Consider the following 25,890-nt stretch of genomic DNA (forward strand, 5'->3'; position numbering starts at 1 on the left):
AAAAATGTTTTTTCCTGCCATAAAAATAAATATTTTATAATGATATATAGATAGTTATATGTTATTCTTTTCCTTGATTGTATTGGAAATGGAAAGAGGGGAAATGCATGTTAGAAGTAAATATCCGCTCAGCTGGATATGAAATAGGTGAAAAAACAATTCGTGATATAGCTTTTTCTATCGAAAAAGGTGAACTAGTTGCTCTTATTGGAGCAAATGGTGCTGGGAAGAGTACGACGATAAAAACGATGCTGGGATTACTTGTAAATATGGACGGTGAAATATCATTCGGTGAAAAGAAAAATCCGTATGCATACGTACCAGAACATCCAACATACTATGATTACTTGACGCTCTGGGAACATATTGAATTATTAATGGCAGCTCGTGGAAGTGAAATGGGAAGCTGGGAAGAAAGAGCGGGACAATTATTACATACTTTTCGAATGGATAAGCATAAACATGAATATTTATCAAAGTTTTCAAAAGGTATGAAACAAAAATCGATGCTAATATTGGCGTTTTTAACTGAGCCAGATTTTTATATAATTGACGAACCCTTTATCGGTTTAGATCCAGTAGCTACGAAAGAGTTTTTAAGTTATTTATATAAAGAAAAAGAGCGCGGAGCAGGAATTTTACTTTGTACGCACGTATTGGATACTGCTGAAAAAATTTGTGAAAGATTTTTACTCATTTCACAAGGTACATTAGTCGCAGATGGACATTTAGAATCTATTCAAATGTTAGCGGAAATGCCGGATAGCTCATTACTAGACTGCTTTGATATAATTGTAAGGCGTGAACAACATGATTAAACAACAATTTTATAAAAGATTACGCCATGAGCTCCGGCGGAAGTGGAAGTCTATACGTTCGGTAACAGATTGGACAGTCGCGTTATATATTATTATTCCAATACTTATATTTATGGGAATCTATTATAGGTCACTATGGATAAATGAATTATCAATGGAAGAGACGATTTATTTCGGATTAGGATTACTAGCATTTTATCTAGTAACATATCCGAGAGGAGTTCGTTCATTTTTTGAGCAAGCGGATAGTTTATTTTTAATTTCGTATGCAACACATATGCGAAAATTAGTCCAGTATGGCATGATGTACACATTTATTCGAATAGCGATAACGAATATAATAGTGGTCGTTATTATGTTACCGGTGTTGATGAAAAGTATCGAGGTAACAGAGATACAAGTCCTATTATTTTGGGTATTCTTTACTATATTTCGATTTATGTTGTCGTTGTTAACGAGATTTATTCATGTACATGTGGGGAAACGATGGGTTTTATGGATTATAAAAAATGTAGTATTTTCTATGAGCGTGTCCTTTTTTGGAATTAGTTTATTTTTTATTTATAAAAATCCATTTTATTCAATTCTATTTATCGGTTTAGTAATTTTCTTAAGTAGTGTATTAGTAAAAGAGAAAATGAATTATAAAAAGTTCTTTTTTAAAGAAATCGAGAAAGAAAAGGAGGAAAGCATGCGCTGGACGAGCGGAATTATGCAAGTTGGTGGTCATGCGGCTAAACCGAGTAGTTCGAATAAAAAACCGTGGATGTTTCCGCGCTCTAAAAGACTATTAGGAAAAAAAGCTGATTCTCGTATTGTCGAATCTTTTTTGAAAGAATTTTTCCGTACAAGTACTGCACGAATATTTTATATTCAAATTGTATGTATCAGTACTGCAAGTATAATTATGACTCCAAGGTGGATTACAGCTATTGTTCTCGTATTTGCTGTAGTTGCAATTTCTCGCTATGCACGTGATTATTGGAATGAATTTACGAATAAGATGTTTCTTCGTTTATATTGTGATGAAGGGAAATTACTATTGTTAAGATGGAAGGCAGATCGTTATTTATTACTACCAGCAATACTTTTATATGGGATAGTTACACTTTCACAGTTTTATTTATTGCCAGCTGTGGTAGGCAGCGTTGTTTTTATTTTATTAATTGTATGGATTGTATTTGTACCATTAAAAAAGAGCCATTGACGGCTCTTTTTCTAGTCTGTAACACATTGATAAATAAAATATACTAAAACGAGTATACTTGCGGCGGAATACATGACATCTAAAGTCATTCAAGTGCCTCCTCAATATTGTGGTATTAATATTGTATGAAATCTTACAATTTCATATTCAAGTGAAAAATATGTGAACGTTAACAAAATTGTAAAGTGCAAAAATTATAATCATTTTGTATAATAGAAGAAACCACCGTTATATAAAAAATAATGAGTGAAAGGGGAGGGAACATAAATGCCAAATTGGTTTAGAAAAACCTTAGTCGCATTAATTACCGTATTTACATTTGGTTTAGTGACGCCTCCTTCCATATTGCTTGATAATGCCAAAGCTGCGGACAAGCCTACGAGCACAGCTGGGCAACAAAGTTTGGAGAGCACGTCCTATACATATGAAGAAACGAATGACAGGTTAACCACCGATACTTTTATTACTTATGCAATGCAAGAAGCAGAGAAGCAGTCGATGCAAAAGTTTGGTACTAAAATTGGTCCAGTAATTGAAGATGAATTTAAAGATGTAATATTACCGAAAATTGAAGAGGCAATTGCTGAGCTTGCTAGTGATGTACCAGAAGACTCACTACAATCATTAGCGATTTCTCAAAAACCAGCTGGTGGAAATAATGAAAAGATTTTTCACGTCTACGATACGAAATCAGGAAATGATTTATTGCGTTTCCATGTAAGAAGAGATCATCCGCCGCAAGATGGTTATTATTTTAATTTCCATTATCACCGTTTTGATGATGGATACTCTGGACATCATGAGTTAGGAAATATTTATTGGAATACAAATGTACCGCCGAAATGGTTGTCTTAAAAAGAACAAGAGAAAATCTTGTTCTTTTTTATGTTTATAGAAGGGACAGACAACTATGTTGTTGAATAACATAGGTTTAGAAAAAAGAAGTAAAAGGAGTATGGAGATGCAAAAATACATTGTTTTTGACTTTGATGGCACATTAGTAGATTCGCAAAATATATTTGTACCAATTTATAATCAAATTGCTGAAAAGCACGGATATAAAACGGTAAAGGAAGAAGAAATTGAACATTTACGTAAATTAACGATGCCAGAGAGATGTAAACAACTCGATGTACCACTGTATAAATTACCGATATTAGCGTTGGAGTTTTATAAATTATATCAGCCTGCTATAAAAGATCTTGTTTTATTTCATGGGATGAAGGATGTATTAGATGAACTATATAAAAAAGGATACGGTATTGCGGTTATATCATCTAACTCAGAAGAGCATATTCGGGCATTTTTACACAAGAATGATATAGAAAATATACAAGAAGTGTATTGTTCTAAAAATCTGTTTGGTAAAGATAAAATGATAAAAAGATTTTTAAAATCGAAAAAGATAACAGAGCAGGATATGTTATACGTTGGTGATGAACAGCGAGATGTAGCAGCGTGTAAAAAGGCTGGAGTGAACGTGATTTGGGTATCTTGGGGATATGATGTCATTGAAACAGTGAAAAAAGATGCACCAGATTATATGGTTCATAAGCCGATGGAAATTGTGGAAGTAGTACAAGGAGCGTATTCTTAATATGAATACACTTCGAGCAGGCATTCATCATATTGAATTTTGGGTAGCGAATTTGGAGGAGTCCATTTCTTTTTATAATAAGTTGTTTTCCATAATTGGATGGAGAAAGTTAAATGAAGTAGCATATAGCACAGGAGAAAGTGAAATATATTTTAAAGAAGTAGATGAGGAAATCGTAAGGACGTTAGGGCCTAGACATATTTGTTATCAAGCTATTCATAGAGAAGTAGTTGATGAAGTAGCAGATTTTCTTTCTAGTACGAAAGTGAAGGTAATACGTGGTCCAATTGAAATGAATCATTATTCGGAAGATTACTATACGATTGATTTTTACGATCCGAATGGATTTATTGTAGAAGTTGCTTATACACCAAAGGCAGAAATGTAAGGGGAATAGATATGAAGATAATTACAGCGCAGCAAAACAATATATAAATTGTAAAAGATGCAGTGGATATTAAAGAAATTTCTAAAGGTTTTTCGCCTGACAAGAAATATATAATTATGAGTGCGAATAATGAAAAATATTTATTTCGGACAGGCGATATAAAAGAGTATGAAAGAAAGAAAATAGAGTTTCAAATTTTAAATGAAATGGTAAAATGTAACGTACAGGCACAAAGGCCAATTGAAATAGGTATATTGGAAGAAGAAGGTGTATGCTATAGTATTTTTTCATATTTAGAAGGGGAAGATGCGAAGAGACTATTGTCTACGTATTCACCAAAAGAACAATATGATATTGGCATAGAGGCAGGAAAAGATTTAGCGAAAATGCATACACTTGAAGCTCCTAAGAATATACTTCCGTGGTATGAAAGAGCAATGAAAAAACATAGGAAATATTTAGAGGCGTATAAAACATGCGGAATTAAAATTGAAAATGATGATAAAATTATTAAGTTTATAGATGAAAATGAAATGTATGTAAAGGATCGCCCAAATCGATTTCAACACGATGATTTTCATTTAGAAAATATAATTGTACGGGATGGGAGATATGTAGGTGTAGTTGATTTTAATGGTTATGACTGGGGCGACCCACTGCATGATTTCGTAAAAATTGCACTATTTGCAAGAGACATTAGTATTCCATATTCAATCGGACAAATAGAAGGATACTTTAATGAGAGAATACCAGAGGAGTTCTGGAAATTATATGCGGTGTACGTTGGCATGACAGTTTTCTCATCAGTTGTCTGGACATTACGAGCAGCACCGCATATGTTGGAGGATACGTTAGAGCGTCTTACTATTGTATTGGAAGATCATAAAAACTTTGAGTTATCAAAACCAAGTTGGTTTCAACCAGATAAGATTGATATGAAATAGAAAAGGTAGGTGTGATTCGCACCTACCTTTATTTTTTACCATCAAAATAATTATTTGATTTTCTTAAATGTCAGCGGCTGAGTACTTAACATAGCTGGCACATGTAACTGAAGAGATGGGAATTCACCACTCACATTCATTTCATAAGCGAATAATAAACTCATTTTCATTTGGAATAAGTCAATTTTTGCAGAGAAGATGTCGTAGTGATGATGGTGCAATTGAACCTTCATCTCCATAAATTGTACAAATAACGAATCATCTTGTTTGTATACTTGTAATGTTCCGTATGCAGGATGTTCAAAAGTACCAGTATAATCCTCTAACTTGTGAGAAGGTGTAGTCCCTTTAATTTGTTCAGGAAGCGATTCAGTTGCTTCTTTCATCATTTCCTTCATTTTCTCAGTATCTTCTACAGCACGTTTATGCCAATCAATGGATTCTAATTCAAGTAGTTCGTCATAAATTTGATTAGCGAGATAAGTAGGAAGTAATGTTCCTCCAGCATTCGTTAAAATGACAAGGCCTATGTTTTCTGTTGGTATGAATGAAACAAGTGCTGAAAACCCATCAATATTACCGCCATGATGAATTACCTTATTACCACGGTAAGCGCTAATAAACCAACCAAGACCGTAACTATTTAATGGAGATTCAGGAAGTGATAAAACTGGTTGATCTGGAATGGAATTATGTGGTGTATACATTTGTTGTAATAATTCAGAGGAGATTAATTCATGATTTCCAAATTTACCTTTGTTTAAGTGAAGAAGGACCCAATTTGCCATATCTTCAATTGTAGAATTAATACACCCAGCAGCTCCAACTGTATCGATGTTATGGAATGGAACTTCTTTTATTTTACCTTCATTTTCAACGTAAGGTAAAGCATAATCATCTGTAGTTTGTGAATCTGTAACAGAGAAGTTTGTTTGATTCATATTTAAAGGCTCTAAAATATGTTCTGTAACGTATTGTTCCCACGTTTGATTTGTAATATTTTCTACAATGTAGCTGATTGTTGTATACATTAAGTTGTTATATAGAAACGCTGTTCGGAACGGCGCATCAAGTGGTAAATGTTTTATTTTTTCAACGAGATTTTTTCGAGATAAGGAAGAGCTATACCAAAGAGCCTCATGACGGCTTACACCGGTTCGATGAGAAGCTAAATCTCGTCCGGTAACTTGTGAGCTAGCAAGTACTTCAGATAAAGAGAAGTTAGGTATAAAAGACTGGACAGGACTATCCTAATTAAATTTTTGTTGTTGTGTTAACAAACTTAATGAAAGTGTGCCAAAAGCTTTCGTTGAGGAACCGATTGCGAATCGAGTATGCGGTGTAACAGCCTCTTTTGTTTCTATATTACGATAGCCGAAACCTTCTGAAATAATAACTTCACCGTCTTTTATTACAGCGACAGCAGCACCAGGAACATTTAAATCCTTCATCATTTTTTCAACCGTTGTTTGTAAAGAAGTCATAACAGGCGTTCCAAATTTAGACATACTTCTAACCTCCAAATATAAATTTTGTTCTACCGCACTATACTTTCGGTAATAGAAAATGAAAACCTTTTTAAATTTGGAAAGTTAATAATTTTGTAAGAATTAGTGGGAGAAATTTTATTAATTAGGATTATTAACTTTACCATTTTTCATGTTATGATAAATTGCATATACGATTGAAAGAAGGTTTTCCTACATATGAAACATGCTGAAAATGAATACTTAAATTTATGCCGCCATGTAATGGAACATGGTACGAAGAAAGAAGATCGTACAGGGACAGGAACTGTATCTGTATTTGGATATCAAATGCGTTTTGATTTGAGTAAAGGATTTCCTTTATTAACGACAAAAAGAGTACCATTTCGCCTTGTAGCAAGTGAACTACTTTGGTTTATGAAAGGTGATACAAATATTCGCTATTTATTGCAGCATAATAATAATATTTGGAATGAATGGGCATTTAAGAGCTGGGTGGAAAGTGACGAGTATACTGGTCCTGACATGACTGATTTTGGTCTTCGCTCACAACAAGATGAAGAATTTAAAGTACAGTACGATGAGCAAATGGAATTGTTTAAAAAGAACGTTTTAGAAGATGATGATTTCTCAAATAAATATGGTTATTTAGGAGACGTATACGGTAAACAGTGGCGTGCTTGGAAAACGACAGCCGGTGAGACACTTGATCAATTAAAAGATGTAATTGAAATGATTAAAAAAACACCAGACTCACGTCGTTTAATCGTTTCTGCTTGGAATCCTGAAGACGTACCGAGTATGGCATTACCGCCTTGTCATACATTATTCCAGTTTTATGTAGCGGACGGAAAACTTTCTTGTCAGTTATATCAAAGAAGTGGTGACATATTCCTTGGAATTCCATTTAACATCGCAAGTTATTCACTACTAACACATTTAATTGCACATGAATGTGGTCTTGAAGTAGGAGAATTTGTTCATACAATTGGAGATGCACACATTTATACAAATCATTTTGAACAAGTAGAAAAGCAATTGGCACGTGAACCACGTCCGTTCCCGAAACTTACATTAAATTCAGATGTGAAATCTGTTTTCGATTTTGAAATGGAAGATTTAACGATTGAAGGATACGATCCGCATCCAGCAATTAAAGCACCGGTTGCAGTATAATTGTAGAGGAGATGAAAAAATGATTGTTTCATTTATGGTCGCAATGGACGAAAATAGAGTAATTGGTAAAGATAATAATTTACCTTGGCGTTTACCGAGTGAATTACAATACGTGAAGAAAACAACGATGGGTCACCCGCTTATTATGGGAAGAAAGAACTATGAAGCGATTGGTAGACCGCTGCCTGGAAGACGTAATATTATTGTAACTCGTAATGAAGGATATCACGTTGAAGGATGTGAAGTTGTTCATTCTGTAGAAGAAGTATTTGAACTATGTAAAAATGAAGAAGAGATTTTTATTTTTGGCGGGGCGCAAATTTATGATCTCTTTTTACCTTATGTAGACAAATTGTATATAACAAAAATCCATTATGCATTTGAAGGAGATACATTCTTCCCAGAAATGGATATGACAAATTGGAAAGAGATTTTTGTGGAAAAAGGTTTAACGGATGAACAAAACCCGTATACGTATTATTACCATGTATATGAGAAACAACAATAATAAAAAAGGTTGATGTGAGAATTCGCATCAATCTTTTTATTTATATTCACCAATATAAGTTTATAGATGAGATTCGATAGTGCTATAATGATAGGTAGCATGTAAAAAATGCTAAAATTTTCAAAATTACTAATATAGAAAGAGGAGGAGAATGGATTGAGAAAGATATGGGGGATTCTTTTTCTTTGCTTAACATTCATGTTAGTTGGATGCGGTAAAGAAGAAAAACCACAAGAAGCGTTTGATACATATGTAAAAGCATGGAATAAACAAAAATTTGCAGATATGTATGATCAACTATCAAAAAATGCAAAAAAAGATATTTCAAAGAAAGAGTTTACTGAGAAATATGAAAAAATTTATTCTGGTATCGAAGTAAAAGACTTAAAGGTAGAAACAGGGGAAGTAAAAGAAGATAAAAAAGATGAAGGCCCTGTTCCTTTTAAAGTAAGCATGGATACAGTTGGTGGTAAAATTACTTTTGGCCATGAAGCAAAAATGGTGAAAGAAAAAGATGGAGATAAAGAATCTTGGAAAATAGATTGGACTCCTGATTTTATTTTCCCTGGTATGACGAAAGATAGTAAAGTGCGTATGCAGACAACACAGCCAAAACGTGGTGAAATATACGATCGTAATGGAAAAGGTCTTGCAACGAATGGGAAAGCTTCTGAAATTGGAATAGTTCCAGAAAAATTAGACGATACTGCTCCGCAAACGAAAGAGACAGTAGCGAAGTTGTTAAATATGACTGTAGAAGAAATTGATCAAAAATTAGCTGCTAAATGGGTAAAACCAGGGTATCTCGTACCAATTGGAATTTTGCCTGAAGGGGCAACGCAAAATACGTACATTGATTTAGCAGGTGTTTCAACAAAACCTGTAAATGTTCGTACATATCCATTAGGGGAAGCGGCAGCTCATCTAACTGGTTATATCGGAAAGGTAAATGCTGAAGATTTAAAAACGCTTCAAAAGAAAGGCTATCAAGCTGATGATCCAGTTGGTAAAGCTGGTTTAGAGCAAGTATTAGAGGAAAAGCTACGCGGTAAAAAAGGTGGCCGTGTCTTTGTAGAAGATGCACAAGGAAAAGAAATTAAAAACTTGGCAAAAACAGATGCTGTTGATGGAGAAAACGTAACTTTAACTATTGATAGTGCTGTTCAAGAAAAAACGTACAATGAAATGAATGGCGAAGCTGGTTCAAGTGCAGCAATTAATCCGAAAAGTGGAGAAACAATTGCACTAGTAAGTAGTCCAGCATATGATCCGAATTTAATTGCACGAGGAACATCGAAAGCACAACGCGAAGCTTGGAATAATGATCCGAAAAAACCGATGACGAATCGCTTTACACAATTATCGGTACCAGGTTCTGTATTTAAACCAATTACAGCTGCAATTGGTCTTGAAACGAAAACGATTGATCCAAAAGAAGAGTTAAAAATTGAAGGATTAAAATGGACAAAAGATTCTTCTTGGGGTAATTATTATGTAACGCGTGTGAAAGATGCAAATCCGATTGATTTTGATAAGGCGATGAAATACTCGGATAATATTTACTTCGCACAAGAAGCATTGAAAATCGGAAAAGACAAGTTTATGAGTGAAGCGAAAAAATTCGGATTCGATGAAAAATTACCAATTGAATATGGATTCCCTGCTTCTAAAATTGCAAATGACGGTATTAAAAATGATATTCAAATGGCAGATACAGGATATGGACAAGGGCAAGTATTAATGACTCCTCTTCATTTAGCTTTAACGTATGCGCCAATTGTAAATGATGGAACGATTCCATCACCGTATATTATTAAAACAGATAAACAACCAAAAGCTTGGAAAGAAAATGTAATTTCTAAAGGAAATCAGGATATATTAAAAACTGCTATGACGAAAGTAATTAATGATCCGGATGGTACAGGGAAAATTGCTAAAATTGATGGAATGACTCTTGCTGGAAAAACAGGTACAGCGGAATTAAAAGTATCCAAAGAGGCCGAAGGAAAAGAACTAGGCTGGTTCGCTGCATTTGATTTGAATTCACCAGATATGGTCATTACAATGATGATTGAAGATGTAAAAGGTAGAGGTGGAAGTAACATTCCAGCTGAAAAAGTGAAACATGTTTTTCAAAAATAATATGTAATAAAAGGCTATCTCTATAAATTATAGAGATAGCCTTTTTGTATGAGGAGTCTTAATATCTGTATACTAAATTTTAAAGAAACAAAATAAATCATTAACTTACGAAAAAAAAGCAGCTATTTTTTATTGACATTAATTAAAACTTTTTGTATTATACTTACATAAGGTAAGTTATTAACTTTCGAAAAATAAATCTTGAATTAAAGATAAAGAGAAAAAAGGGAGAGAATACAATGACAAAAGTACTATTTATCACAGCAAATCCAAATTCAGCAGAAGGTTCTTTCGGAATGGCAGTAGGGGAAGCTTTCATCGAGGCTTATAAAAACGAGCATCCACAAGACGAAGTTGTAACAATTGATCTATTCAATACTACTGTACCAGCAATCGATGCAGATGTATTTGGTGCTTGGGGTAAATTTGCAGCAGGTGAAGGCTTTGAAACTTTAACGGAAGTTCAACAACAAAAAGTAGCAGCAATGAACACAAACTTAGAAACATTTATGCATGCAGATCGTTATGTATTCGTAACTCCAATGTGGAACTTTAGCTATCCACCAGTAGTAAAAGCATACTTAGATAACGTAGCAATCGCAGGTAAAACATTCAAATATACTGAAAATGGTCCAGTTGGCTTATTAGAAGGTAAAAAAGCACTTCACATTCAAGCAACAGGTGGCGTATATTCTGAAGGAGCATACGCAGCTGTAGACTTCGGTCGTAATCACTTAAAAACTGTATTAGGATTTGTCGGAGTAAATGAAACTGAATATATTGCAGTTGAAGGTATGAATGCAAACCCTGAAAAAGCACAAGAAATTAAAGAAGCAGCAATTGCTAATGCTCGTGAATTAGCAAAACGTTTCTAATATAGAATGCCTTAAAAAGTCCAAACACTTGATGTTTGGACTTTTTTTCTTCTTTTTCCTTCGTTTGTCTAGTATAATGAAGGTCGGAATGATAATAGGTGGGGGTTCTGTATGATTCAAACGTTTTTTAAAATCTTTTATTTAATTTTAATCGTAATTGCGATTACACCGAGAATGTGGCGTCTTAAAAGACAAGTAAATACGATGGCGCCAAAAGAAAAAGATAATGCTGTGTACAAAACGACAAATTGGTTTGGTAAGAAAATGGTACGTGTAGCTGGAGGGACAGTAGAAGTGAAAGGGCTTGAAAATGTTCCGAAAGACAAGCCGGTACTAGTTGTAAGTAATCACCAAAGTAATATGGATATCCCTGTTTTACTAGGTTACTTAAATAAACCAATTGGATTCGTGTCAAAAGCAGAAATTAAAAAGTTCCCAGTTGTGCCAACTTGGATGGAACTTATGAATTGTGTATTTATGGATCGTAGCGATCGTCGTCAATCTCTTAAAGCAATTAAAGATGGAATCGAGCTATTAAAGAATGGACATTCTATCGTAATTTTCCCAGAAGGGACAAGAAGTAAGGGTGGCGAAGTTGGAGAGTTTAAGGCTGGTAGTTTTCATCTTGCAGTAAAGTCAGGTGTAGCAATTTTACCTGTAACGTTAGATGGTACATATAAGATGTTTGAAGCGAATGGAAATCGTATGAAGCCAGCTCATGCAACAGTAACAATTTCTAAGCCGATTACACCTGAAGATTATGCGAATATGGATATTAAAGAATTAACGAAGCATACACAGGAAGTTATCGCATCACAATTACATAAGTAGTAAAAAAGGTTTCAGCTTATAGTAAGCTGAAACCTTTTTTATTATGCTGTAGGTAAGACATAAAAGAGTACACAAAAGAACATCATCGCACTACCACCTAAAACGAACAGGTGCCATATGGCATGGTTGAAAGGTAGCTTTTCCCAAAGGAAGAATATAGCTCCGACAGAATATAAAATTCCACCTGCTAAAAGTAGTGAAAAACCATGTCCAGTTAGATTTTCATAAAGTGGTTTAATGGCAACGATTATGAGCCAGCCCATAATGATGTAACATAAAGTTGATGCCTTTATAAAGCGACGTACAAAGAAAATTTTGAAGACGATACCTCCGATTGCAAGTGTCCATATAATAGCAAGTAACGTCCATCCTAATGGGCCACGAAGTGTAATAAGTAGAAAAGGAGTATACGTGCCAGCAATCAATAAGTAAATGGCTGAATGATCTAAAATAGTAAATATTTTTTCAACTTTAGGATGATGAATGCTATGTAGCAATGTTGAAAACAAGTACAGTAAGAACATGCTTACACCATAAACAGTAAATGCAACTACAGCTGATGCGGTACCGTGCTTAGAAGCATGAATAATCAATATGATTAAGGCAGGGATGCTTAAAATGGCACCGATACCATGTGTAATTGCATTTGCAATTTCTTCTTTTACAAATTGGGTCATTCGTGTCATTTTTTCAGTCATAATGCAAATCCTTTCTACTATCATGAAATAATATGTCATTTCCCTTACCATATCATATACAAGGGCAATAGAAAATGAAATTTGTATAATTGATTATATTTTTGAATTTTTTTGACAAAAGGCAATGGATTTGTTGACGTTTTCAAACTTTTTTGACAAAATAAAATTATGTAATAGTAGGACAAGGAAACTACTAATAAAGGGGATGGGGAAATGTTTTCAAATATTGGCTTTCCAGGGTTAATTTTAATTTTAGTAGCAGTACTCATTTTATTTGGGCCTAAAAAATTGCCGGAAATCGGGAAGGCTTTAGGGGAAACGTTAAAAGAGTTTAAAAAATCAACGAAAGAATTGACAGATGACGCATTTCAAGAAAAGGAAAAGAAAGAAAAAATGTAATGTATTTTCCTTGTAATGGATAAATAAAGTGTGGTGAACGAGTTGGAAGATCGGGAAATGAGCGTAGTAGAACATATTGTTGAGCTTCGAAAAAGAGTAATATATACGGTGTTATCCTTTGTACTATTTTTAATTATCGGATTTACTTTTACAAAGGATATTTATTTTTGGCTTGTAAAAGATTTACCAATGAAATTAACTGTTCTCGGTCCAAGTGATGTATTGTGGATTTTTTTCTCGATTGCTACAGTATTTGCTATCGTTTGTACAATTCCTTTTGCTGCTATACAAATTTGGTTATTTGTAAAACCGGGTTTACATCCAAATGAACAAAAGATGACAATAATGTATATACCGGTATTGTCTATATTATTTATTGCAGGTTTATGTTTTGGATACTTTATTGTAATGCCATTTCTATTTCACTTTTTAACTACGATAGGTAATGAAATGTTTAATACGATGTTTACGACAGAAAAGTATTTTCATTTTGTACTTAATTTAACAGTCCCATTTGCTGTGATTTTTGAATTACCAGTCGTTGTAATGTTTTTAACTAGTATTGGAATACTTACGGCGGAATTTTTAATAAAAATAAGAAGATATGCTTACGTAGCACTGATTATCATTGCATCTTGTATATCACCGCCTGACTTTTTATCTCATAGTTTAGTTGCGGTGCCGCTTATTTGTATTTATGAAGTAAGTATTGCTTTATCAAAGGTTGTTAGTAAGAGGAAAAAGAAAAGAGAAGAAATGCAGTCGAAAAGTGCCTCGTTATAAAGGCACTTTTTTATTTATTGGTTATACTATAGCTATAAACGTATACAATATATAGAAGAAAAAAATTATAGAATCTCCAAAATTTAGACAAACTTTGCGCTTTTATAAGCTTATACTAAATGTATTAAACAATTGATGGATAATGAGATTCCCGTCTCGGAGATATTTAGGATGGGAAGATGGATTAGGTGGAGATGAATAGAGTATAAATCTTCTAGCCATAAGGACTACAGAAATCATATAAGTCTGATTTTACTCCACTTTAAACAACGTGTTACAACGCAAAGTAGAGGAAGTTCAAAAATCCAATGAAAAAGAGGATTGATATTGTGATTACGAAAAGTTTTTATTTCACTCATTCAACAGGGGATTGTATTAAAATATTCGAAATCCCTGTCCTACAGGCGCAGCATCCATTATCGTTTCTAATTCAGTCTCGTCTTCAATTATTTATTGCAAAAATTCAAAAACAAAAACATCCAAGATTTGCATATTCTTTCCGTGAATATTTACAAAATTGTTTGAAGTGGAATGATTATTTAAATGTATATAAAACAAATACTCTTGAAAAAAATGCATGATATAGAGTAGAGACAGGGTTAGGAGCTCTGTCTTTTTCATTTTAGATATAAAAATATAATTAATTTGATGAAATTTCGTTCCAAATTGTTGAAAGCAATGGGAATACTAGTATAATAACAAGGAGAGCGTATTGGAAAGGGAAGAATATAATATGCAAAAAATTAAAATTGTAACAGATTCAACGGCAGATTTATCACAAGAAGTAATCGAGAAGTATGACATTCATGTTCTACCATTATCAATCTCTGTAAATGGACAAACATATTTAGATCGTGTTGATCTACAACCAGATGAATTTATTGAAGAAATGCTTAAATCAGAGGAATTACCAAAAACATCGCAACCAGCAATGGGTACATTTGTAGAAATGTATAACAAGTTAGGTGAAGATGGAAGTGAAGTACTTTCCATTCATATGACAAGTGGAATGAGTGGTACTGTAGCAACTGCAAATAGTGCTGCATCAATGACCGATACAAAAGTAACAGTTGTTGATTCTCAATTTATTACACATGCTTTAGCATATCAAGTAATTGAAGCTGCAAAAATGGCAAATGAAGGGCGCTCACTAGAAGAAATTTTAAAACGTGTAGATGAAGTAAGAAAGAATACTCGTTTATATGTAGTAGTAGATACATTAGAAAACTTAGTGAAGGGTGGACGTATCGGTAAAGGAAAAGCGTTTATCGGTTCGCTGCTTAATATAAAGCCAATTGCTAGTCTTGAAGACGGTGTTTATAATCCTGTAACGAAAGTTCGTAGCCAAGGCCAAATTGTAAAAACATTAGCTAAGTTATTTGAGCAAGATACAGCTGGAAAAGTTGTAAAGGCTGTTGCAATTCCACATGCGAAAGCAATTCCTTTAGCTGAAAGTATGAAAGCGGCGGTTGAAAAAGTGAGTGGGTTTGCTCAATCAGAAATTTTCTATACAACGCCTATAATTAGTACTCATACAGGTCCGGGTGCAATCGGATTTATGTATTTAGCAGAGTAATAAAAAAGCTACTTGAAAATATATTTCAAGTAGCTTTTTTATGTAAATAGAAAGTAAGAAATAAGAAGAGCTATACAGGCACTACCGCTAATGATATAGCGAGTCTGTAAATATCTATTCATAGAAAACACCCTTTATCCCGCAATTTGCGGACAGTAAAACTCCCACCTCAAAATTTAGCTGGAGCAAAGAGGTTAGGTAACGGGCTGTCCGTAAAAGCCTTCACTATAGGATTTTCTATATTATATGTTAGATGTAGAAAATCAGTCGCTACGTTACACATGTAAAGTTTCAATTTTTTCATTTATTTGCTTATCATTTGTTGCGTTACTATAAATAAAAGTTTGGCCTAAAAAGAGTACATGCAGTTGTTCCCATGGTAACATGCGCAAATTCCAATTATTTCGAAGTCTAGTTATTGCTTCACGAGGTGTTTCATCGGCGAGTGCAAATGCTCCGTAATGCATCGGTATAAAATGAGTAGCGTTTAAATCTAAATAAGCTTGCACAGCCTCTTCAGGTGAAACATGAGATACTTTCATAAACCATTCTGGTTCATAAGCGCCAATGGGCATAAGAGCAATATCAATTAAAAAGCGTTCACCAATTTCTTTGAAACCTTGGAAATAGCCACTGTCGCCACAAAAATATATGGTTTCCATAGTCGTTTCATTATCAATAATCCATCCCCCCCAGTGAGACGTATTCATATCAAATAAGAATCTTCTCGTCCAGTGCTGAGCAGGTACGAAGTGAAAAGAAACTTCGTTAATTATCGTACTTTCCCACCATTTATACTCTTCTACATGTTTAAATTTCTTACGAGTAAATAATTTTTTTAATCCGATAGGTACAAGGTATAGAACATCATCATTCAACTGACGAAGAGTTGAAAAATCTAAATGATCATAATGACCATGTGAAATAAGGACAATATCAATTTTAGGTAGTGCTTCTATAGAGAGTCCAGGTTCTGTAAGTCTTGGAACTAGCTTTAATTTATTGGCCCATACTGGATCTGTTAATATATTAAGTCCATTCGTTTGGATAAGAAAAGTAGAATGCCCAATCCATGTGACAGTCGTTTTTTTTACATTACTTTGCAAAAATGCACTTTGTTTAACGGGTGATTGTTCTACTAAGAAAGAAAAATCTTTTTTGTTTTGCTTTCGTTCTTTACGCCAGCGTAAAAAAGAGCGAATTGATTTTTTTGTACTAACATTACCCATATTTTCATAGCGCTTTGCCATGAACATCACCTCATTTAAAATCGTTGTATTTGTATTGTACCGAAATGTTGTTAAGGAATACAGTGTAAAACATGGATTAATGTTTAAGGAATTGTTAAAAAATAGGGAAAGGTATTTACAAAAGTAACAATAAAAATAGTTTTATCACTTCTATTTATAGAAATAATAGTAAAAAAATATATTTTGTCTAGTAATTCGCTTGAAATAAAGAAGTAACATACGTAAATTCGTACGATTTCGTGAACAAATGTAGTAAACAATTTTCTCGTAGTGTTAACTTTTGTTATTATAAACATAACCTATTTAAATTTAGGATAGAGAAAAGAGGTTTATAAATGAAGCGTTATCAAAAAATAATTGGTCTTATGGTTGTATTTTGTCTCTTTGTACTTGCTGGATGTAGTGGATCAGGTTCAAAGCTTCGTAAACCATTGAATTGGGATTTAGAAACTTTCCAATTTACAAATCAAGATGGAAAGCAATTTGGTACAAAAGATTTAAAAGGGAAAGTTTGGGTTGCAGATTTTATGTTCACAAATTGTCAAACAGTTTGTCCACCAATGACTGCAAATATGGCCAAGCTGCAAAAGATGGCAAAAGAAGAGAAGATAGACGTTCAGTTTGTTTCATTTAGTGTAGATCCAGACCTTGATAAACCAGAAAATCTGAAAGCATTTATTCAAAAGTTTACAGAGGATACTAGTAACTGGAATTTATTAACGGGATATTCGTTAGAAGATATTACAAAGTTTTCAAAAGATAATTTCCAATCACTTGTAGATAAGCCGGAGAACGGTCAGGTCATGCATGGTACATCATTTTATTTAATTGATCAAAACGGAAAAGTAATGAAAAAGTATAGTGGCATTAGTAATACGCCATACGAAGACATTATACGTGATATGAAGCGATTAGTGGATTAAAAATAAGGGTGCATAGCACCCTTATTTTTTTTGCATTAGTCTATGGATAAAATGTCATGTTGTTGGGGAAGTTTCGGCGCCCGAATTTCTAATACGCCGTTTTGATAAGAAGCTTTTGCTGCTTTTTTATTAATTGAATACGGCAACTTAATCAATCTTGATGCTTCTGAAATGGAACGTTCTCGGCGATAATAGTTATGGGATGTTTCTTCTTCCTCTTCGAGTATCTCTTCTTTTACAGAGACTTTTAAGTATTCACTTTGTATTTCAATTTGGATTTGCTCTTTTTGTATACCTGGTAGTTCAGCTGTAACAACGAGTTCTTCACCAACTTCATATAAATCTACAGGGAATGTTAATAAACGGTTTCCTTTTTGGAAAAAATGATTTAAATCAGCGATTACATTGCGAAGAGGTGTTTGCTCGAAGAAATCATCAATTTGCTTTAAGTAATTACGAACCGGTGGGCGAGAAGAATCTTTTTTTTCTTCACTCATGGTATTCCCTCCTAGAAATCAATTTGCAATATCATATGACAAAAGCGGAGAAAGGTGAGTGCCTAGTTTTCATGTTTTCATAAAAAATTGTTAAAAATGTGAAATGGAGTGATTTTTTTATAGTTTTTGGTCGCCATATTCAGTTGATTATGCTAGTATAAATAGGGTTGATATAGTAGTATAGAAACAGAATGAAAACCGAAAGAGGGTAAGAAGTATGTGTGGTTTTGTAGGATGTTTATGTGAAAACCCTAGAGAGTTTTCAGAAACAGAAAAACATCAATTTGAAAATATGAACACGATGATTTTCCACCGTGGTCCAGATGACGAAGGATATTTTCGTGATGAACATGTACAATTTGGCTTCCGCCGTTTAAGTATCATTGACTTAGAGGCAGGACATCAGCCGCTAACTTATGAAAATGATCGATATGTAATTATTTTTAATGGTGAAATTTACAACTATGTAGAATTACGTGAAATGTTACTTGAAAAAGGTGCAACGTTTGCAACGCAATCTGATACAGAAGTTATTATTGCATTGTATGCACATATGAAAGAAAAATGTGTAGACTACCTTCGTGGTATGTTTGCATTTATGATTTGGGATCGTGAAGAGAAGAAACTTTTCGGTGCACGTGACCACTTCGGTATTAAACCTCTATACATCGCACAGCAAGGTGATACTACATTCTTCGCATCTGAGAAGAAAAGTATTATGCATGTGATGGAAGATAAAGGCGTTAATCCAACGTCACTACAACATTATTTTACGTACCAATATGGCCCAGAGCCAGAAACATTAACAATTGATGTTAATAAAATCGAGCCTGGTCATTATTTCGTAAAAGAAATCGGTAAAGAGATGGAAATCCATCGCTACTGGAAACCTTATTTCAATGCTTCAAGTGCAACGAAAGAGGAGCATATCCAAGCAATTCGTGATGTACTATATGATTCAGTAAAAGTGCATATGCGTAGTGATGTACCAGTAGGTTCATTCTTATCTGGTGGTATCGATTCATCTATCATCGCTTCTATTGCAAGAGAAATGAATCCAAATCTTTTAACATTCTCTGTTGGTTTTGAGCAACGTGGTTTCAGTGAAGTTGATGTTGCAAAAGAAACTGCTGAGAAATTAGGCGTTAAAAACCATAACGTATTCATTTCAGCGAAAGAATTTATGGATGAGTTCCCAAAAATCATTTGGCATATGGATGATCCTTTAGCTGATCCAGCAGCTGTACCATTGTACTTCGTTGCTAAAGAAGCACGTAAACATGTAACAGTTGTTCTTTCAGGTGAAGGCGCAGACGAGCTATTTGGTGGTTATAACATTTACCGTGAGCCAAACTCACTAAAAATGTTCTCTTACATTCCTAGCCCAGGTAAGAGTGTTCTAAAAGCATTGAGTGGTGCTCTTAAAGAAGGATTTAAAGGTAAGAGCTTCCTAGAGCGTGGATGTACACCAATTGAAGAGCGTTACTATGGAAATGCGAAAATCTTCCGTGAAGAAGAAAAAGCTGAATTAATGAAGTATTACAATGAAAGTGTTAACTATATGGATATCACGAAACCATTGTATAACGAGATTAAAGATTATGATGATGTAAGTAAAATGCAGTACATTGACATGTTCACATGGTTACGCGGTGACATTTTATTAAAAGCTGATAAAATGACAATGGCAAACTCATTAGAACTTCGTGTACCGTTCTTAGATAAAGAAGTATTCGATGTTGCATCTAAAATTCCAACTGAACTTAAGATTGCTAACGGAACTACGAAAGCTATTTTACGTGAAGCAGCACGCGGAATCGTTCCAGATCACGTATTAGATCGTAAAAAACTTGGATTCCCAGTACCAATTCGTCACTGGTTAAAAGACGAAATGCATGATTGGGCTATAAATATTATAAACGAAAGTAAGACAGAGCATTTAATCGACAAACAGTATGTATTAAACTTACTGGAAGCACATTGTGCAGATAAAGGCGATTATAGCCGTAAAATTTGGACTGTACTTGCGTTTATGGTATGGCACCAAATTTATGTTGAGCATAAATACGATACGAACAAGTTCCATGAAGAAACAAAACGTGCGTATAGCTTAGTGTAATTAGAAAAACCTTAAGATCGCATACGATCTTAAGGTTTTTTTTCATAAATAGGAAGTATTATTGATACAATAATAGTAAAAGGATGGACAACATATGATTACGTTTGAGAAAGTTACTATAGAAAATGAAAGCGTTGTTAAAGAAATGTTTAAATCGCATAGTTTAGGTGAGAAAAAGGTACAGTATTGTGTGAAAGTTGATGATACATATATTGGTGTAATAGATTATAGTGTTCAAGAGGAACGAGCTGTTTTATCACAGCTAATTATTCATTTTGATTACCAAGGTTATGGTTATGGTACAAATACGTATTTTACATTTGAAGAAATGATGAAACAAAGAAATGTGAAAGAAATAAAAGTGCTACAAGAGGAATTAACAGAAAAAGCGCATTCTTTCATAGAGAGTTTTGGCTTTACTTCAGAAGATGGAGCGTATGTGAAGAAAATATAACGATGATTATTTATGCGATACAATAAATATAAGGCAGGTGGATGTATGACAATGACTTCTGGTCTTGTATTAATTGGAGGGTGCTTTATAGTAGCAGAACTATGTCATATAATCATTCGGAAAAGAATGATTAAGAAAAGAAAGCCGTATGAATTACAATACGTCCCTGTCTTTTTCATTATATTTTGTATGCTTAGTACATTACAAAATATAATGAACTTTCCACCACTTGTGAATGTTTTTTTAAAGTTCGGTTTACTTTATAGTGGTGTTGGAATAGTACTTTTATTTATTTTATTTTGCATACGTTATATTCACTATCAATCGTATATATTTATTTTAAATTGGTTAAAGCAAGATGATAGAAACCGCCTTACATAAGGCGGTTTTTTTATTTGTGATTGTAACAGAACTTGTACATTTCACATAAAATAGGACGAGTAGCAATGCTAACATATTACAAGAAAGGGGCGGGGTAGTAAAATGAAACTTGTTATAGACGCAGGGCACGGTGGATATGATTCTGGTGCTGTTGGTAATGGCTTAGTAGAAAAAAACTTAACGCTTCAAATTGCTAGACGCGTTCGAGATATTTTAACGGTAAATTACCCAATTACAATTAAAATGACACGTGATAGTGACGTGTTTATTTCCTTATCGGAACGTGCTAATATTGCTAATGCTTTTGGTGCGGATTATTTTATTTCATTTCATATTAATAGCGGCGGGGGTACAGGTTTTGAAAGCTATATTTATAATGCGTTATCCAACAGCAGCACTGCATATGCAAAGCAACAAAAGATGCATACAGCAGTAAATCCTGTATTAACAAAATACGGTCTTCGTGATCGAGGAGCAAAAAAAGAAAATTATGCGGTATTAAGAGAAACCGCAATGGATGCAATTTTAACTGAGACTGCCTTTATTGATACAACGTTTGATGCAAATTTATTAAAAAATCCACAATTTATTGAAGATCTAAGTCAAGCGTATGCAAATGGAATAGCGGCTATTTTTGGAGTAGCTCCAAATCCACAACCTCCAAACCCACAACCGACACCTCAAACGAAGGGAATCGCTTATATCCTTGGGAAAAATGTAAATTTAAGAAATGGTCCATCAACTTCTTCCTCAGTTATTCGTCAATTAAATTCTCCAGAATCTTACGTTGTATATCAGGAAAGTAACGGATGGTTAGATTTGGGGAATGGACAATGGGTGTATAATGATCCTTCTTACATTAATTTTGTAAAGACAAGCAATAGTGATGGAAGTCCGATTGGGGTTGCATATATACAAGGGATGAATGTAAATTTAAGAAGTGGTCCATCAACTACATCTGCAGTTATCCGTCAATTAAATCCTCCAGAATCTTATTTAGTATATATAAATGAAAATGGCTGGTTAAACCTTGGTGGAAATCAGTGGGTATATAATGATCCATCGTATATTAAGTATACTCAATATTAGGAATTAAAATGATAATGCAATATGGATGCGTATCTTTGTTATGTATAACTCAGATACGCATTGTAATAACAACATAAATTTTCATACTTATACACTATATGTTAAAAAGAAACATTAGAAAAGCCAATAGAATCGAAATGGTATATATTAAAAAAGTTTTCTGATATACATTGACAATGTATGTAGTATACATTAATCTTTAATTGTTAATGATAATCGATTTCATCTAGGGAGGACATATGATACATACTAAAAAACTAATTATGTTCTGCATTATGATACTCATGGTTGTAATTGCAGGATGTAGTAAAGAAGAGAAAAAAGAAAATGATATATCAGCTAAAGCAAAAGATTCATATACGGTCAAGCATGCAATGGGCGAAACGACAGTAAATGGTACACCTAAAAAAGTTGTTGTTTTAACAAATGAAGGTGCAGAGGCTCTCCTAGCTGTGGGCGTAACGCCAGTGGGGACTACGAAACCACGTGCTGGTGATGAATGGTACCCTCATGTAGCGAAAGAATTAAAAAATACGGAAGTTGTAGGAACTGAACGTGATATTAATTTAGAAGCAGTAATGAAGCTTAAGCCAGATTTAATTATCGGAAATAAAATGCGTCACGAAAAAATATATGATCAGCTAAAAGAAATCGCACCAACTGTTTATGCAGAAACATTACGCGGTGATTGGAAAGAAAACTTTACGCTTTATACAAAAGCTGTAAATAAAGAAAAAGAAGGGCAAAAAGCTCTTGATGATTATAAAAAACGTATTGAAGGAATGAAAGAGAAGTTAGGCGATAAATTGAATTCTAAAGTTTCTATTATTCGTTTCGTGCCAGGTGATGTTCGTATTTATCAAAAAAACTCATTCTCGGGAGTTGTTTTAAATGATATTGGATTTAAACGACCACCATTACAAGATAAAGATGATTTTGCGATAAAAGGAATTACAAAAGAGCAAATTCCAAATATGGACGGGGACTACTTATTTTATTTCACGTCTGATAAAGATGCAGATAAGAATAATGAAGGAAATTCGTTAGCAAAGGAATGGACAGAAGATCCACTCTTTAAGCAACTACAGGCTTCTAAAAATAATAAAGTATTCCAAGTGGATGAAGTAATCTGGAATACAGCAGGCGGTATTAAAGCTGCGAATCTTATGTTAGATGATATTGAAAAATATTTCCTTAAATAAATGATAAAATACATCACTTTTACGAAGTGATGTATTTTTTGTTCGTGAAAATACAGAAAATTCCTTCTTTAAGGGTGACATAAGTTGTACAATAAAATCAATCATGTGATAAAGGAGTGGGGAAGAATGAAAGCTACTCATAAAGAGTGGATCTTGTTTAATGGGAGAATGATTAATACGAAGGAAGAACAGCCGATGGTCGCATTAGAAGAGCGCGGCTTCCAATTTGGTGATGGTATTTATGAAGTATTTAGACTATACGATGGCAAGCCTCATTTATTAGATTTACATTTGGAACGATTCTTTAACTCTATGGCAGAAATAAAACTAATTCCACCATTTACGAAGGAAGAATTAGTGGAAGAGTTACATCAAATGATTGAAAAAAATCAATTTCAAGAAGATGGGAATGTATATTTACAAATATCAAGAGGTGCACAACCACGCAATCATGTATATGAATCAGATTTACAACCGACATATTTTGCAAATCTTGTTTCGTTCCCAAGACCAGTTGCTTCAATGAAGGCAGGGATTAAGGTAACGGTAGAAGAGGACATCAGGTGGAAGTTTTGCCATATAAAATCATTAAATCTTTTACCAAATATCATGATTAAAAATAAAATAAATGAACAAGGGTATCAAGAAGCAATATTAGTACGAGATGGCATTGTGACTGAAGGGTGTCATTCGAATTTCTTTATGGTGAAAAATAATAAATTGATTACACATCCGGCTGACAATTTCATTCTACAGGGCATTACGCGGCACTATGTTATTACATTAGCGAAAGAGTTACATATCGAAGTAGAGGAACGAGAGTTTTCATTACAAGAAGTATATGAGGCTGATGAGTGCTTCTTTACAGCGACGCCGCTTGAAATATTCCCAGTCGTTCAAATTGGTGATGAACAGTTTGGAAACGGCGAAAGAGGACCAATTACAAAGAAACTCCAAGTGGCATATGAAGAAAGTATTAGATTGTTTAAAGTTATGAACTAATATTGAAGAAAAAAGCTGATATTCCTTCAGCTTTTTTTCATGATATAATTCAAGCGTAGGACAAGATTTGAAAACGCTGTAAAAAGGGGATTTAATGTATGAATTATGAAGGTTTTAAAGAAGTAATTCACGGAAGACGAAGTGTTAGAAAGTTCACAGAACAAGAAGTATCTACTAATGATATAAAAGAAATAATTGATTGTGCTCGTTATGCACCGAGCGATACGAACTCACAAACGTGGGAATTCTTGGTCATTATGAACCGAGAGAAGATTAAAGAAATTGAACAAATGACATGGGATGCTTTACATAAACTTGCGGCAAAAGCAACAGATAATGGAGAAGAGAAAGCAGGGAAATTACTTACGCGTTCTTTCGGACCATATGCGACAGCTTTCTCTGAGGCACCAGTATTAATCGTATGCTTGGCAACACCATATGAATCAAAGTTTCGTGAAAAGATATTTGATCCCATTGCTTTTGTTCCAGATTCAGTTTGGGAAGAAGAAGGGATTAAGAGTAGCTGTTTAGCGGCACAAAACTTAATGTTAGCTGCACATGCAAAGGGACTTGGTACTTGTCCAATGACAGGGCCAGTATTGCTAGCTCAAGATGAACTGCGCCAATATTTACAAATTGAGCCTGAAAAACAAATAAATATGGTTATTTCACTCGGATTTCCGAAAGATAAGCCAAAAAAACTTCCAAGAAAAGAAGTAGAAGAAATCACAACATTTGTTTTTTAAAGTGCAAAATAAAAAGACATTGGACATATCAATGTCTTTTTATTTTGGAGCGGGTATTATATCGATTTGTTGGGCTAAAATGATAAATAAGAAGGAATTACTATTTATTTCATAAAAAAAATTAATGTTCTATTAAGGAAAGTATGATACATTAATCGTGAGCAAGCTTCTATATGTTCATAAAAGTTTTAAAAGTTATTTTTGTATAATAAATTATAATCAAATGACAGGGGGGATGAATTTTGAAAAAATTCATAATCACTGGATTGTCTGTATTGTTATTAGTAGGTTGCGGTGCTCCACAGGAAAAAGAGGACGCGCAATCAAAACAGGAAGAACAAGTTGTAAACGCAAGTGATGAGAATATGGTTGTATTTCCTGAAGGCGCAATGTCAATTGGAGAAGGGAAAGTAAAAGTTATTACTCCAGATGGTACTTCTGAAAATGGAAATATACCGACTGTATTCATCAAAAAGGATACTTTAATTCAGCAAGTTGAATTAGAACTTTCTAATTTTCAAAGTGATAAAGAAACATTCATATTTGTAGATCAAATGTATACAGATAAACATCAAGTAACTAGTACAACACAGACAACAGTACAATTAAAAGAAAAGACGCTGGAAACAGGTAGTCATACAATTACTGCAGTTCAGTATGAAAACAATGACCCGAAAGGAAAGGTTATTAGTTTTAATCAAGCAACATTTGAGACAAAGCCTGCGTCTTAATCAGAATAAAAAGTACATTACTCAAAAAAGTAGTGTGCTTTTTTGTTTGGATGGAATGGTGTAATAG

At 33.8% G+C, this 25,890-nt stretch carries 27 protein-coding genes and 1 pseudogene; 24 read left to right on the forward strand and 4 right to left on the reverse strand.

What is annotated here, in order from left to right; genetic code table 11:
• Positions 1 to 107 precede the first annotated feature (107 nt).
• The 6 genes from DOS87_RS10835 (at position 108) to DOS87_RS10860 (ending at position 4,954) form a co-directional block, all read left to right on the forward strand.
• Positions 108 to 818, forward strand: coding sequence for an ABC transporter ATP-binding protein (locus DOS87_RS10835; RefSeq protein WP_000895248.1), 711 nt, complete (start codon positions 108 to 110; stop codon positions 816 to 818).
• Positions 811 to 2,025 (forward strand): ABC transporter permease, encoded by a 1,215-nt coding sequence (locus DOS87_RS10840; RefSeq protein WP_208730256.1) that lies wholly within the window; start codon positions 811 to 813, stop codon positions 2,023 to 2,025. The genes DOS87_RS10835 and DOS87_RS10840 overlap by 8 nt, the downstream gene beginning before the upstream one ends.
• Before the next feature lie 267 nt (positions 2,026 to 2,292).
• Entirely contained in the window at positions 2,293 to 2,880 is a 588-nt protein-coding gene (locus tag DOS87_RS10845) for a YpjP family protein (RefSeq protein WP_001134421.1), read from the forward strand.
• Positions 2,881 to 2,986: 106 nt separating this feature from the next.
• Complete coding sequence (locus tag DOS87_RS10850) at positions 2,987 to 3,622, forward strand: HAD family hydrolase (protein ID WP_001174980.1); 636 nt, start codon at positions 2,987 to 2,989, stop codon at positions 3,620 to 3,622.
• A gap of 1 nt (position 3,623) precedes the next feature.
• Complete coding sequence (locus DOS87_RS10855) at positions 3,624 to 4,010, forward strand: VOC family protein (RefSeq protein WP_208730257.1); 387 nt, start codon at positions 3,624 to 3,626, stop codon at positions 4,008 to 4,010.
• 47 nt (positions 4,011 to 4,057) lie between these two features.
• Positions 4,058 to 4,954 carry an aminoglycoside phosphotransferase family protein gene (locus DOS87_RS10860; RefSeq protein WP_261795685.1) on the forward strand — a complete coding sequence of 299 codons (897 nt, stop codon included), beginning with the start codon at positions 4,058 to 4,060 and terminating at the stop codon, positions 4,952 to 4,954.
• A 50-nt stretch (positions 4,955 to 5,004) separates the two neighbouring features.
• Here the strand turns inward: DOS87_RS10860 and DOS87_RS10865 are convergent.
• Positions 5,005 to 6,462: pseudogene (locus DOS87_RS10865) on the reverse strand (serine hydrolase).
• 198 nt (positions 6,463 to 6,660) lie between these two features.
• Between DOS87_RS10865 and DOS87_RS10870 the strand changes: the two are divergent.
• The 5 genes from DOS87_RS10870 to DOS87_RS10890 all read left to right on the forward strand — a co-directional run bounded on the left by DOS87_RS10870 (position 6,661) and on the right by DOS87_RS10890 (position 11,973).
• Positions 6,661 to 7,617: a thymidylate synthase gene (locus tag DOS87_RS10870; RefSeq protein WP_000679602.1), complete on the forward strand. Its 957-nt coding sequence runs from the start codon at positions 6,661 to 6,663 to the stop codon at positions 7,615 to 7,617.
• Positions 7,618 to 7,636: 19 nt separating this feature from the next.
• The gene (locus DOS87_RS10875; protein WP_000637208.1) at positions 7,637 to 8,125 is read left to right on the forward strand and encodes a dihydrofolate reductase; all 489 of its coding nucleotides are present in this window, start codon (positions 7,637 to 7,639) and stop codon (positions 8,123 to 8,125) included.
• 156 nt (positions 8,126 to 8,281) lie between these two features.
• A complete protein-coding gene (pbpC, locus tag DOS87_RS10880; RefSeq protein WP_208730258.1) occupies positions 8,282 to 10,267 on the forward strand; it encodes a penicillin-binding transpeptidase domain-containing protein in 1,986 nt (661 codons plus the stop codon).
• A gap of 239 nt (positions 10,268 to 10,506) precedes the next feature.
• Positions 10,507 to 11,142, forward strand: coding sequence for an FMN-dependent NADH-azoreductase (locus tag DOS87_RS10885; protein ID WP_000170033.1), 636 nt, complete (start codon positions 10,507 to 10,509; stop codon positions 11,140 to 11,142).
• 111 nt (positions 11,143 to 11,253) lie between these two features.
• On the forward strand, positions 11,254 to 11,973 hold the full coding sequence (locus tag DOS87_RS10890) for a lysophospholipid acyltransferase family protein (protein ID WP_000616579.1): 720 nt from the start codon (positions 11,254 to 11,256) through the stop codon (positions 11,971 to 11,973).
• 41 nt (positions 11,974 to 12,014) lie between these two features.
• On the opposite strand, the gene DOS87_RS10895 is transcribed toward DOS87_RS10890, so the two are convergent.
• On the reverse strand, positions 12,015 to 12,671 hold the full coding sequence (locus DOS87_RS10895) for a PAQR family membrane homeostasis protein TrhA (protein ID WP_000136889.1): 657 nt from the start codon (positions 12,669 to 12,671) through the stop codon (positions 12,015 to 12,017).
• A gap of 213 nt (positions 12,672 to 12,884) precedes the next feature.
• Here DOS87_RS10895 and DOS87_RS10900 point away from each other — a divergent pair, with 213 nt between their 5' ends.
• The 4 genes from DOS87_RS10900 to DOS87_RS10915 all read left to right on the forward strand — a co-directional run bounded on the left by DOS87_RS10900 (position 12,885) and on the right by DOS87_RS10915 (position 15,429).
• Entirely contained in the window at positions 12,885 to 13,070 is a 186-nt protein-coding gene (locus tag DOS87_RS10900; protein ID WP_000492443.1) for a twin-arginine translocase TatA/TatE family subunit, read from the forward strand.
• Positions 13,071 to 13,127: 57 nt separating this feature from the next.
• Positions 13,128 to 13,853: a twin-arginine translocase subunit TatC gene (tatC, locus tag DOS87_RS10905; RefSeq protein WP_000117643.1), complete on the forward strand. Its 726-nt coding sequence runs from the start codon at positions 13,128 to 13,130 to the stop codon at positions 13,851 to 13,853.
• Between the two features lie 329 nt (positions 13,854 to 14,182).
• On the forward strand, positions 14,183 to 14,434 hold the full coding sequence (locus tag DOS87_RS10910) for a DUF2535 family protein (protein WP_000629010.1): 252 nt from the start codon (positions 14,183 to 14,185) through the stop codon (positions 14,432 to 14,434).
• 152 nt (positions 14,435 to 14,586) lie between these two features.
• Positions 14,587 to 15,429 (forward strand): DegV family protein, encoded by an 843-nt coding sequence (locus tag DOS87_RS10915; protein ID WP_014894780.1) that lies wholly within the window; start codon positions 14,587 to 14,589, stop codon positions 15,427 to 15,429.
• Between the two features lie 275 nt (positions 15,430 to 15,704).
• On the opposite strand, the gene DOS87_RS10920 is transcribed toward DOS87_RS10915, so the two are convergent.
• Positions 15,705 to 16,679, reverse strand: a complete 975-nt coding sequence (locus DOS87_RS10920) for an MBL fold metallo-hydrolase (RefSeq protein WP_151628600.1) — start codon at positions 16,677 to 16,679, stop codon at positions 15,705 to 15,707.
• A 335-nt stretch (positions 16,680 to 17,014) separates the two neighbouring features.
• Here DOS87_RS10920 and DOS87_RS10925 point away from each other — a divergent pair, with 335 nt between their 5' ends.
• Positions 17,015 to 17,602, forward strand: coding sequence for an SCO family protein (locus DOS87_RS10925; protein WP_000833341.1), 588 nt, complete (start codon positions 17,015 to 17,017; stop codon positions 17,600 to 17,602).
• Positions 17,603 to 17,637: 35 nt separating this feature from the next.
• Here the strand turns inward: DOS87_RS10925 and DOS87_RS10930 are convergent, their stop codons facing one another.
• Positions 17,638 to 18,099 (reverse strand): Hsp20/alpha crystallin family protein, encoded by a 462-nt coding sequence (locus DOS87_RS10930; RefSeq protein WP_001288086.1) that lies wholly within the window; start codon positions 18,097 to 18,099, stop codon positions 17,638 to 17,640.
• Between the two features lie 217 nt (positions 18,100 to 18,316).
• Here DOS87_RS10930 and asnB point away from each other — a divergent pair, with 217 nt between their 5' ends.
• The 8 genes from asnB (at position 18,317) to DOS87_RS10970 (ending at position 25,823) form a co-directional block, all read left to right on the forward strand.
• Positions 18,317 to 20,218: an asparagine synthase (glutamine-hydrolyzing) gene (gene asnB / locus DOS87_RS10935; protein ID WP_000333819.1), complete on the forward strand. Its 1,902-nt coding sequence runs from the start codon at positions 18,317 to 18,319 to the stop codon at positions 20,216 to 20,218.
• 94 nt (positions 20,219 to 20,312) lie between these two features.
• Positions 20,313 to 20,672 carry a GNAT family N-acetyltransferase gene (locus tag DOS87_RS10940; RefSeq protein WP_000627501.1) on the forward strand — a complete coding sequence of 120 codons (360 nt, stop codon included), beginning with the start codon at positions 20,313 to 20,315 and terminating at the stop codon, positions 20,670 to 20,672.
• A 51-nt stretch (positions 20,673 to 20,723) separates the two neighbouring features.
• Positions 20,724 to 21,053 (forward strand): hypothetical protein, encoded by a 330-nt coding sequence (locus tag DOS87_RS10945; RefSeq protein WP_000200457.1) that lies wholly within the window; start codon positions 20,724 to 20,726, stop codon positions 21,051 to 21,053.
• Between the two features lie 102 nt (positions 21,054 to 21,155).
• The gene (locus tag DOS87_RS10950) at positions 21,156 to 22,142 is read left to right on the forward strand and encodes an N-acetylmuramoyl-L-alanine amidase (RefSeq protein WP_000779884.1); all 987 of its coding nucleotides are present in this window, start codon (positions 21,156 to 21,158) and stop codon (positions 22,140 to 22,142) included.
• A 239-nt stretch (positions 22,143 to 22,381) separates the two neighbouring features.
• Positions 22,382 to 23,344 carry an ABC transporter substrate-binding protein gene (locus DOS87_RS10955; RefSeq protein WP_000581983.1) on the forward strand — a complete coding sequence of 321 codons (963 nt, stop codon included), beginning with the start codon at positions 22,382 to 22,384 and terminating at the stop codon, positions 23,342 to 23,344.
• 126 nt (positions 23,345 to 23,470) lie between these two features.
• A complete protein-coding gene (dat, locus tag DOS87_RS10960; RefSeq protein ID WP_000648395.1) occupies positions 23,471 to 24,346 on the forward strand; it encodes a D-amino-acid transaminase in 876 nt (291 codons plus the stop codon).
• 98 nt (positions 24,347 to 24,444) lie between these two features.
• Positions 24,445 to 25,092 carry a nitroreductase family protein gene (locus DOS87_RS10965; protein ID WP_001105348.1) on the forward strand — a complete coding sequence of 216 codons (648 nt, stop codon included), beginning with the start codon at positions 24,445 to 24,447 and terminating at the stop codon, positions 25,090 to 25,092.
• A 242-nt stretch (positions 25,093 to 25,334) separates the two neighbouring features.
• A complete protein-coding gene (locus tag DOS87_RS10970; RefSeq protein ID WP_000713494.1) occupies positions 25,335 to 25,823 on the forward strand; it encodes a putative periplasmic lipoprotein in 489 nt (162 codons plus the stop codon).
• Positions 25,824 to 25,890 lie beyond the last annotated feature (67 nt).

This window comes from Bacillus sp. CR71 (assembly GCF_003429245.1).
Lineage (GTDB): Bacteria > Bacillota > Bacilli > Bacillales > Bacillaceae_G > Bacillus_A > Bacillus_A thuringiensis_S.